The sequence below is a fragment of the Devosia sp. MC532 genome, from assembly GCF_016461625.1.
Classification (GTDB): domain Bacteria; phylum Pseudomonadota; class Alphaproteobacteria; order Rhizobiales; family Devosiaceae; genus Devosia.
This window is the reverse complement of record NZ_JAEMNZ010000023.1, coordinates 1-8,812: the sequence shown is the minus strand read 5'-3', so window position 1 is coordinate 8,812 and position 8,812 is coordinate 1. Positions and strand designations below refer to the sequence as shown.

The 8,812-nt window shown below is 56.4% G+C and carries 7 protein-coding genes and 1 rRNA gene; 3 read left to right on the top strand and 5 right to left on the bottom strand.

The features are described 5' to 3' along the window. Window positions 1-442: 442 nt before the first annotated feature. Together JHC09_RS16725 and JHC09_RS16720 are read right to left on the bottom strand one after the other, a co-directional pair. On the bottom strand, window positions 443-1,372 hold the full coding sequence (locus tag JHC09_RS16725) for a 2-hydroxyacid dehydrogenase (RefSeq protein ID WP_199532911.1): 930 nt from the start codon (window positions 1,370-1,372) through the stop codon (window positions 443-445). Window positions 1,373-1,402: 30 nt separating this feature from the next. Beyond that, the gene (locus JHC09_RS16720; RefSeq protein WP_199532910.1) at window positions 1,403-2,338 is read right to left on the bottom strand and encodes an AEC family transporter; all 936 of its coding nucleotides are present in this window, start codon (window positions 2,336-2,338) and stop codon (window positions 1,403-1,405) included. Window positions 2,339-2,499: 161 nt separating this feature from the next. Here JHC09_RS16720 and glpD point away from each other — a divergent pair, with 161 nt between their 5' ends. Next, window positions 2,500-3,984 carry a glycerol-3-phosphate dehydrogenase gene (gene glpD, locus JHC09_RS16715; RefSeq protein ID WP_169197037.1) on the top strand — a complete coding sequence of 495 codons (1,485 nt, stop codon included), beginning with the start codon at window positions 2,500-2,502 and terminating at the stop codon, window positions 3,982-3,984. Between the two features lie 42 nt (window positions 3,985-4,026). Further along, window positions 4,027-5,517 carry a glycerol kinase GlpK gene (gene glpK / locus JHC09_RS16710; RefSeq protein ID WP_199532909.1) on the top strand — a complete coding sequence of 497 codons (1,491 nt, stop codon included), beginning with the start codon at window positions 4,027-4,029 and terminating at the stop codon, window positions 5,515-5,517. Window positions 5,518-5,540: 23 nt separating this feature from the next. On the opposite strand, the gene JHC09_RS16705 is transcribed toward glpK, so the two are convergent. Continuing rightward, window positions 5,541-6,269 carry a DUF1499 domain-containing protein gene (locus tag JHC09_RS16705; protein WP_199532908.1) on the bottom strand — a complete coding sequence of 243 codons (729 nt, stop codon included), beginning with the start codon at window positions 6,267-6,269 and terminating at the stop codon, window positions 5,541-5,543. 166 nt (window positions 6,270-6,435) lie between these two features. After that, entirely contained in the window at window positions 6,436-7,065 is a 630-nt protein-coding gene (pdxH, locus tag JHC09_RS16700; protein WP_199532907.1) for a pyridoxamine 5'-phosphate oxidase, read from the bottom strand. Between the two features lie 115 nt (window positions 7,066-7,180). Here pdxH and JHC09_RS16695 point away from each other — a divergent pair, with 115 nt between their 5' ends. Further along, window positions 7,181-8,128, top strand: a complete 948-nt coding sequence (locus JHC09_RS16695; protein ID WP_199532906.1) for a DnaJ C-terminal domain-containing protein — start codon at window positions 7,181-7,183, stop codon at window positions 8,126-8,128. 572 nt (window positions 8,129-8,700) lie between these two features. Here the strand turns inward: JHC09_RS16695 and rrf are convergent. After that, window positions 8,701-8,812 (bottom strand): 5S ribosomal RNA (gene rrf, locus JHC09_RS16690); the annotation flags it as partial.

Genomic DNA, 8,812 nt, shown 5'->3' with positions numbered 1-8,812 from the left:
GGCGTCGTTAGCGTTCGTGGGTTTTAGTCAGAAGCTTTTGCTTCGTCAACACCCATTTTCGTGAATTCCGAAATCTTTCGAAATCCACTAAACCAATTTCAAATTTACATTTGATTTCATTCGTTTGCCGCGTCGCTCAGTGCCGGTAGGCGCTGTGCTCTGCAGCGATGACCGGGTTATAGGGGCAGCCCTGTTTGCTGTCCAGAGCCCTCGACAAAAATCGATATGATTCAGCTTTTTGGCCTACGTCGCTTTGTGAAAAAGCCGACTGAGTCAGTAGCGTTTGCAACGCTGTCCCGAGTTATCCACCTGGGGGAAGATTTTTGGCAACAGCACGCTCAAGACACTGAAATGTCAGTTCATTTTGGGTTTAGAGCGGAATCGTAGGCGTTTTGCGAGTCGAGTGCCTCTCGAAAACGCCCGCCTTTTCCCTCGTGAACTGTCACACCACCGGGCTGATCAGGGGTTCACCCGCAAAATGACGGTCGAGATTGGCGACTAAGAGCGCCCCCATTGCGTCGCGGGTCTGGTGGGTCGCACTGCCCTGATGCGGGGAGAGGACGACATTATCCAAGGCATAGAGCGCTTCGGGGACTTCTGGCTCATCAACAAAGACGTCCAAGGCAGCGCCGCCGAGTTTCTTGTTCGTCAACAGTTCGACGAGTGCGGGTTCATCGACGAGCGTCCCGCGCGCCACATTAACGACATAGCCTTGCGGTCCAAGCGCTTCGAGTACGGCTCGCGAGACAATGCCTTCTGTGGATTTGCCGCCCGGAGCGATCACCACGAGCCAATCGCTGTCGCGCGCCATGTCTCCGAGCTTGTCGTAAAACGTGTATGGGACATTGTCCTGCTTGGAGCGTCCGTAATAGACGACACGCATCTTCATCGCTTGCAGACGGCTGGCGATTTCCTTGCCGATACGACCCAGGCCCAAAATGCCGACGGTTTTGCCAGTGAGCTCTGAGAAGAGCCCCATGCCCCCGTTGAGCCAATGGCCATTGCGCACGAACTGGTCACCCTGCGGGATACGGCGCGCCAAAGAAATCATGAGCCCGACCGTCAGCTCGGCCACGGCATCGTTGAGAACATCGGGCGTATTGGTGACGCGAATGTTCTTCGCCTTAGCCGTAGCAGTGTCGATATTATCGTAGCCAACGCCAAAGCTTGAGATGATTTCGAGATTAGGTAGCGCGTTCATGAGCTTTGCCTGAACGCCCGAACCGGCATGGGCGCGTATGCGCGCGCCATTGGCCTTGAGCCAAGCGTTCCTATCGGCCTGCTCATGCAGCTTGTGGACGATATATTTCTCCGCGAGGGCTTTTTCACAGCTGGCTAACAACGGGCCGGTCTGCAGGATTTCTATGGCCATTCTTCCCTCCTCGGAATAAGCGACTTGGCTCTACATTCCCAATATGTAGAGCCAGACTGAAATGGTAACCGCGGACAATATGGTGGCAATCAGTATCGTATTCGCTGCTACCGACACGCCGCGATCATAATAAGTGGCGAAGACATAGATGTTGACGCCAGCCGGCATGGCGGCGAGCAAAATTCCATAGCGGGCGATCTCCATCGGAATATGCAGCACCCAAATCATCAGCACATAGGCAATGGCCGGGTGCAGGATGAGTTTCATCAGCGAGGCCACGAAGGCCGGCCGCCAGTTCTCCGACAGTTTAAATTCATTGAGAGCCCCGCCGATGCCGAATAAGGCCACAGGCACCACGGCCTGACTCATCATGGTCAGAAAGGCTTCCGCCGGTTCGATCAATTGGAGATTGATGGTCGAGGCAATCATGCCCGCGGCAATGCCCCAGATCAACGGATTGGTCGCCACACGTCGAACGGCAACGGTCAGCGTTGCGGCCAGAGATTTACCGTCCCGGCGCATCAGCTCCATAGTGACCATGCCTGTGGTGAGCAGGATCGCGGCGTGCACGCCGATGATCGACAGCGTCACCGGCAGTGCCGCATCACCATAAGCGCGCGACATGATCGGCAGGCCAACCAGCACCGTATTGGTGAACATGGACGAAAAGCCAAAGGCGACGCTTTCGCCTCGCGGTAGCTTTAACCAGCCCCGGCCCAACACAATACCAATACCGAAGCAGATCCACGCGCCGAGATAAAACGGCCCGATAATGCCAAGAGTAAAGGCTGAACTGAAATCGCTGGTTAGGATTGAGTGGAACAGCAAACACGGCGTCGCGAAATTGTTCACGAAAGCAATCAGCGCTTTCACGCCATCAGCTGGGAACAATCGATACCGCACCGCGCTATAGCCCAAGGCGATAAGCGCGAAGATCGGCACATTGACGGCTAGAATCGAGAGCATGGCCAGATGTCCGGGCCCGAGAAGGGATTAATCCATGCCCTAACCCTGCCAACGGCAGGGGTCAATGCATGTTTGTCGCACCACCAAAGCGAAACACAAAGCCTTCACAAACGAACCAATAAAACATACAAACGAAACATCTCTTGAAACGGCAGGATATCATGCTGGATATTTTCGTGATTGGCGGCGGCATCAATGGCGTAAGCATTGCGCGTGATGCTGTCGGACGTGGTTTTACCGTTGGTTTAGCGGAGATGAATGACCTCGCCTCTGGAACCAGCTCGGCGGCGACCAAGCTCATTCACGGTGGCCTGCGCTATCTCGAGCACTACGAGTTCCGCCTCGTCCACGAAGCGTTGGCCGAGCGCGAAGTGCTCTGGGCCACAGCCCCGCATATCATCTGGCCGCTGCGCTTTGTGCTGCCACACCAAAAAGGCATGCGCCCGGCGGTTGTGCTGCGCACCGGTCTGGCCATGTATGATTATATGGGTGGTCGCAAACTCCTGCCGCCAACCAAAACCCTTGACCTGACCAAGGATGAAGCCGGAAAGCCCCTCAAGCCCGGCCATAAGCTGGGTTTTGAATATTCTGATTGCTGGGTCAATGACGCCCGCTTTGTGGTGCTCAATGCCCGTGACGCCGCCGATAAAGGCGCCGAAATTCTTGTCCGCACCAAAGTCACTGCCGCACGTCGCGAAGAGGGAGCTTGGACCATCGAGCTCGATGGCGAAGCAGGCAAAACTCGCGTTCGCGCTAAAATGCTGATCAATGCTGCTGGCCCATGGGTCGACGAGGTCATCAACGGGGTGATGGGCAAGAACGGCAAACACAATGTTCGTCTCGTTCAGGGCAGCCACATCGTGGTGAAGAAACTCTACGAGCACGACCGGTGCTATTTCTTCCAAAACGGCGATGGCCGCATTTTCTTCGCTATTCCCTACGAGGACGATTTCACCCTCATCGGCACCACTGATCGCGATTATCATGATGATCCGCGCAACGTGAAAATCAGCGAGGAAGAGACCTCTTATCTTCTCGCCGCTGCCAATGAGTATTTTGCGGACACGATCACCCGTGACGACATCGTCTGGACCTATTCCGGCGTGCGTCCACTTTATGATGACGGCGCGTCCGCGGCGCAGGAAGCCACGCGCGATTACGTTCTCAAGCTCGAAGGCGATTCGAGCACGGGTGCCGTACTCAACATTTTCGGTGGCAAACTGACGACCTCGCGCCGTCTCGCCGAAGCGGCACTGGAGAAAATTGAAGCCATCTTAGGACAGAGGGGCGCGGCCTGGACAAAGACTAGCACTTTGCCCGGTGGAGATTTTGGCGTGAAAAGTTTTGACGCTGAAGTTCGTCGCTTGGCAAAAGATTATTCTGCCCTGCCCCCATCTCTTCTGCGTCGGCTCATGCGCCTCTATGGCACCAGGGCGCGGGTTATTCTGGGCACGGCCCAAACTATTGCCGATCTCGGTCGCTCCTTCGGCTCCGACCTATACAGTCGCGAGGTCGATTATCTGGTTACACAAGAATGGGCTCGAACCGCACAAGACGTGCTATGGCGTCGAACCAAACAAGGGCTCCGCACCAGCGCCGAAGATGTGGCGCAGCTCGAGGCGTATCTGGCGACAAGCACGTCATAGGGCAGGCACGGACCGCAAGGGCACGCAGGGGAGGAAACAAATATGAAAAAGTTTGTGTTGGCCATCGATCAGGGCACCACATCGAGCCGCGCCATTGTCTTTGACGGCAACCGCCAAATTGTCGGTGTCGGGCAGATTGAATTCAAGCAGATCTTCCCAGAGGATGGCTGGGTCGAACATGATCCAGAAGAGATCTGGTCGACGGTTCAGTCTACCGTGAATAAGGCCCTCAAAGAGGCCAAGCTTGAGGCCAGCGACATCGCCGCCATCGGCATCACCAATCAGCGCGAAACAGTGGTGATTTGGGACCGTGAAACCGGCGAGCCTATCTACAACGCCATCGTCTGGCAGGATCGCCGCACCGCTCGTGCATGCGCCGAGCTTAAGGCCAATGGCCACGAAGAGCTCTTTGCCAAGCGCACTGGCCTTTTGCTCGATCCCTACTTCTCGGGCACCAAGGTGAAGTGGCTGCTCGACAAAGTGAGCACTGCTCGCGAGCGTGCCAATAAGGGCGAATTGGCCTTCGGCACGATTGACAGTTTCCTCATCTGGCGCCTTACCGGCGGCAAGATGCACGCGACAGATGCCACCAATGCCTCGCGCACCTTAATGTTCGACATCGCCAAGAACCAATGGGACAAAGAACTCTGCGAGATCCTCGACGTTCCCATGGCCATTCTACCTGACGTAAAGGATTGCGCTGACGATTTCGGTGTTACTGAGAAAAGTCTGTTCGGAGCAGAAATCCCAATTCTGGGCGTTGCGGGAGATCAGCATGCCGCCACCATTGGTCAGGCCTGCTTTGAGCCAGGCATGGTGAAGTCGACTTATGGCACCGGCTGCTTCGCCGTGCTCAACACCGGCGCCGACATGGTGCGCTCGGAAAACCGCCTTCTCACCACTATTGCCTATCGTCTCAATGGCAAAACCGCCTATGCGCTTGAAGGCTCGATCTTTATTGCGGGCGCCGCAGTGCAATGGATTAGAGACGGTCTAAAACTCGTCAAAGAAGCCAAAGATACCGGCCCCCTCGCCCGCACCGCTGACCCGACCCAAAATGTGTATATGGTGCCGGCCTTTGTCGGCCTCGGCGCGCCGTGGTGGGATGCCGATGCGCGGGGCGCAATCTTCGGCCTGACCCGCAATACCGGCCCAGCCGAAATTGCCAAGGCCGCGCTCGAAGCCGTTTGCTACCAAACCGTCGATCTCATCGAAGCCATGAAGAAAGATTGGAAAGGGCAAGGCACAGACACTGTATTGCGCGTCGACGGCGGCATGGTCGCCTCGGATTGGACCATGCAGAGCTTGGCCAATTTGCTTGACGCGCCCGTTGATCGCCCTACCATTCTCGAAACCACTGCGCTCGGCGCGGCATGGTTGGCGGGCATGAAGGCTGGTGTTTGGCCGGGCATGCAAGAGTTTGCAGCCGCTTGGGAGCGGGATCAACGCTTTGAACCGGACATGGACCCTAAGGAGCGCCTAGCCAAAATCGCCGGGTGGGACGACGCGGTACGCCGCGTCCTCACCCACTAGCATTTGAGAAATGGGCGGACCTATTAAGCGCCGCCCATTTCCACCTGTGGGCTTTCTGCCTCATCAGCAGCATCAGGTTGATTGAGGCTAGGATTATCCCGAATAAAAGCCGTGACCTCGTTATCGAGGGAACTCAGAAAACTCATGATCCGGTTGCCGTTTGAACCGAAATCATGCGCCGCCCCGATCGAAGCTGACCGCATGTCAATTTTCGAACCCGTCGGCGTGGTTGAAATTCCAAAAACAACTTCTTCGCGCCAGCCGATTAGTGTTGTCACACGAGCGTTGATCCGGCCCGAGAATTCCGACGGCACCTGATCGAAGCGCACGTCCCAACGTTGTTGTGCGATGAGGCGCAACACAAGGGCGTGGAGTTCCTCAGGCGCGATCGGATAGGCACGCGTAAGCGCACTTGGGAAGCTGCGCAAATGATCTTCACGAGACAGCATGCGTGCATTCGGCATCATTGCCGTATCAGGCTCGAATGTCAGTGGAAGCAAACCTGTCGAAGCCGTCGCCACATCCGTCACATGCGGATAGCGCCACGCCAATTGTGCATGCCAAGCAAATGGCACCAGACATAAGAGCCCCCAAAACAACGCCCAGAAACAATTGCGCCACCCATGGTCGCCGGTGAACCACAGACGTAGCAGCGCAACCCCAGCCAAGAGCACTGCAAGGGCCGCGACCAGACCGGCAACCAAGGCCGCAATTTGGAACACATTGCTGGAGATCAAGCCGAGACGATGCAATACAACACCCAGCACCACCAATGGCACCGCTAGGCTACCTAAACGGCGGGCCCAAATGGCGGTCTTCGAGCTTCTGATCAATATGCGCAACAGATCGGCATCCCCAGATTAGACCTCAAGATTAGTGGCAAGAGCTTGTCAGAAGTTCAACTCTCCGCCCGTTACCTTAAGGATAGAGCCGCGTGCGCGACCAATCGCTGTTGGCCGTACGGCGGGTGAAGCGGACGCGATCGTGCAAGCGGAACTCACCGTCCTTCCAAAACTCTATTTGGGTCGGCACAAGACGGAAACCCGACCAATGGGCAGGCCGCGCCATCTCACCGTCTCCAATCATAGCCGTCAGCTGCTCAACCTCATCCATCATCTGCGCGCGACTAACTAGGGGTCGAGATTGTTTGGAAGTCGCTGATGCAATGCGGCTCCCCTTAGCGCGAGAGGCAAAATAAGCGTCAGCTTCCTCGGCCGAAACAATCTCGATCTGCCCCCGCAACCGAACTTGGCGACGCAGGCTTTTCCAATGGAAAAGAAACGCCGCGCTCGGCTGCGCCACCAATTGTTGCCCCTTGGCACTTTCAAAATTGGTGAAGAAGCAAAAGCCTCGTGCATCCCTCTGGTTCATCAGGACCATACGTACGTCAGGCAAACCATCAGCATCAACACTCGCGACCGCCATTGCGTGCGCCTCGTTGGGCTCGGAAACTTGCGCCATAGCGAACCATTCTTCAAAAATGGCGAACGGATTGAGCTCGGATTGGTCCTGGTCGTCGAAGAGGCGATCTGTGAGAGGTTGGGCCATAGTGAGATTTCCTGCATTCAGTCGCACAGCCCAACTGGACAAGGCCGTAGGGCGTCGCCATATAGGACTTGAAATAGAGGCGGAGCAACGCCTGAACTCTAAAGATTGGACCTAAATGCGCGATCCATACACCGTACTCGGCGTGTCGCGGTCCGCAAGCGACAAAGACATTAAGTCTGCCTATCGCAAGCTGGCCAAACAATATCATCCGGACCAAAACCCCGATGACCCGTCCGCTCATGCCAAGTTTGCTGAGGCAACTGGCGCCTACGATCTACTGAACAATCCCGAGAAACGCGGTCAATTCGATCGTGGTGAAATCGACGCTGACGGCAATCCAAAATTCGGTGGATTTGGGGGTAGACGCACTGGTGCGCCTAGCAACGCGGGTGGCGGTTTTTCTGCCGAAGACATTCTCAAAGAATTCATGAGCGGCTTTGGTGGCCAGCCGCGCGGCGGCACTCCGGGTTCTGGTGCCCGTGGTGCCGGCGCTGGTGGCGCCCAATGGGACCCATTTGCCGGCGGCAGTGCCGGCGCTGGTGCAGGCACACGCGGGAAGAGCGAAGATCTGGTCATCACTGCAGCCGTGACTTTGGAAGACGCACACAACGCAGCGTCTATTCCAGTTCGCATGCCCTCTGGCAAAGTGCTGAATGTAAAACTTCCCGAGAAGGTCGAAGAGGGCCAGCAGATTCGACTCAAGGGTCAGGGCACAACCGACGTCTACGGCCAACCCGGAGACGCGCTCGTCACGGTGAAATTCGCCAAATCCAAAACCTTCCGTAAGGACGGAACCGATATTCGGACCGACATCCCGGTAACGCTCTACGAAGCCGTGCTCGGGGCCAAGGTTCGCGTCCCAACTCTAACGGGCTCGGTCGAGCTCAACCTCCCGCCCGGCGTGGACACGTCTAAAGCGCTCCGCCTCAAAGGCAAGGGGCTCTACGGCGATGGTGACCTGTACGTCAATATCCGCGTCGTGTTGCCCCCGGGCGGCGATGCGGATTTAGAAGCGCTCGCGCGTTTTATGCGAGACCAAAAGCCCTACATCGTCCGCGATTAGTTGACATTAATGTTTGTTATCAAGGAGGCCCTACAGGGCCTCTTTTTTATTCACCCAGCCTCTGCCTACTGCAGTGGGAACTCGGACCCAACTGTGTCCAGCCCAACGACATCAGCCATGTAATGCGGTGTCACTTGGTCCAGTTTGGCGACACCTCCCTCGTCAGCTATGAGCGTCGGTCGGGCAAAAACCTCCAAGGGAAGCAACAGGGAACGCTGCATACCCCTCTATCGAGGTTCCATGATAGAACCAAAACCCGCTGTTTGAGAGTACCTCTCTCACGTCTACGGTTGGAAAAGCATATCTCCCCCAACAAGCAGGGTTCTGCCTCCCTCCCCTTGCGGCGAGGGATTGAGGGTTTGGGGAGTGTTTAACCGGAAGAAGCTCTTCTTACCTCGCCCCTCCGGGGGGAGGTCGGCCCACTTGGGCCGGGTGAGGGGGCCTTCCGCCAGCTTCTCGGGAGATATTCCACCAGTACAGATGACGACGTCACAAACGCAAAAAGCCCCGCTGGTGAGCGGGGCTTTTTGTATTTGGTTTTGATGATCGTAGAGAGATTATGTTTTTGGCAGACCTTGCAGTGACCTACTCTCCCAAGTCTTGAGACTTAGTACCATTGGCGCGGAGGAATTTGACGGTCGAGTTCGGGATGGGATCGGGTCTTGGGCTCCTCGCAAGAACCAC

Coding starts and splice junctions, on each gene's coding strand:
- JHC09_RS16725 (WP_199532911.1), bottom strand. CDS start 1,372: ATGGCCATAGAAATCCTGCAGACCGGCCCGTTGTTAGCCAGCTGTGAA.
- JHC09_RS16720 (WP_199532910.1), bottom strand. CDS start 2,338: ATGCTCTCGATTCTAGCCGTCAATGTGCCGATCTTCGCGCTTATCGCC.
- glpD (WP_169197037.1), top strand. CDS start 2,500: ATGCTGGATATTTTCGTGATTGGCGGCGGCATCAATGGCGTAAGCATT.
- glpK (WP_199532909.1), top strand. CDS start 4,027: ATGAAAAAGTTTGTGTTGGCCATCGATCAGGGCACCACATCGAGCCGC.
- pdxH (WP_199532907.1), bottom strand. CDS start 7,065: ATGGCCCAACCTCTCACAGATCGCCTCTTCGACGACCAGGACCAATCC.
- JHC09_RS16695 (WP_199532906.1), top strand. CDS start 7,181: ATGCGCGATCCATACACCGTACTCGGCGTGTCGCGGTCCGCAAGCGAC.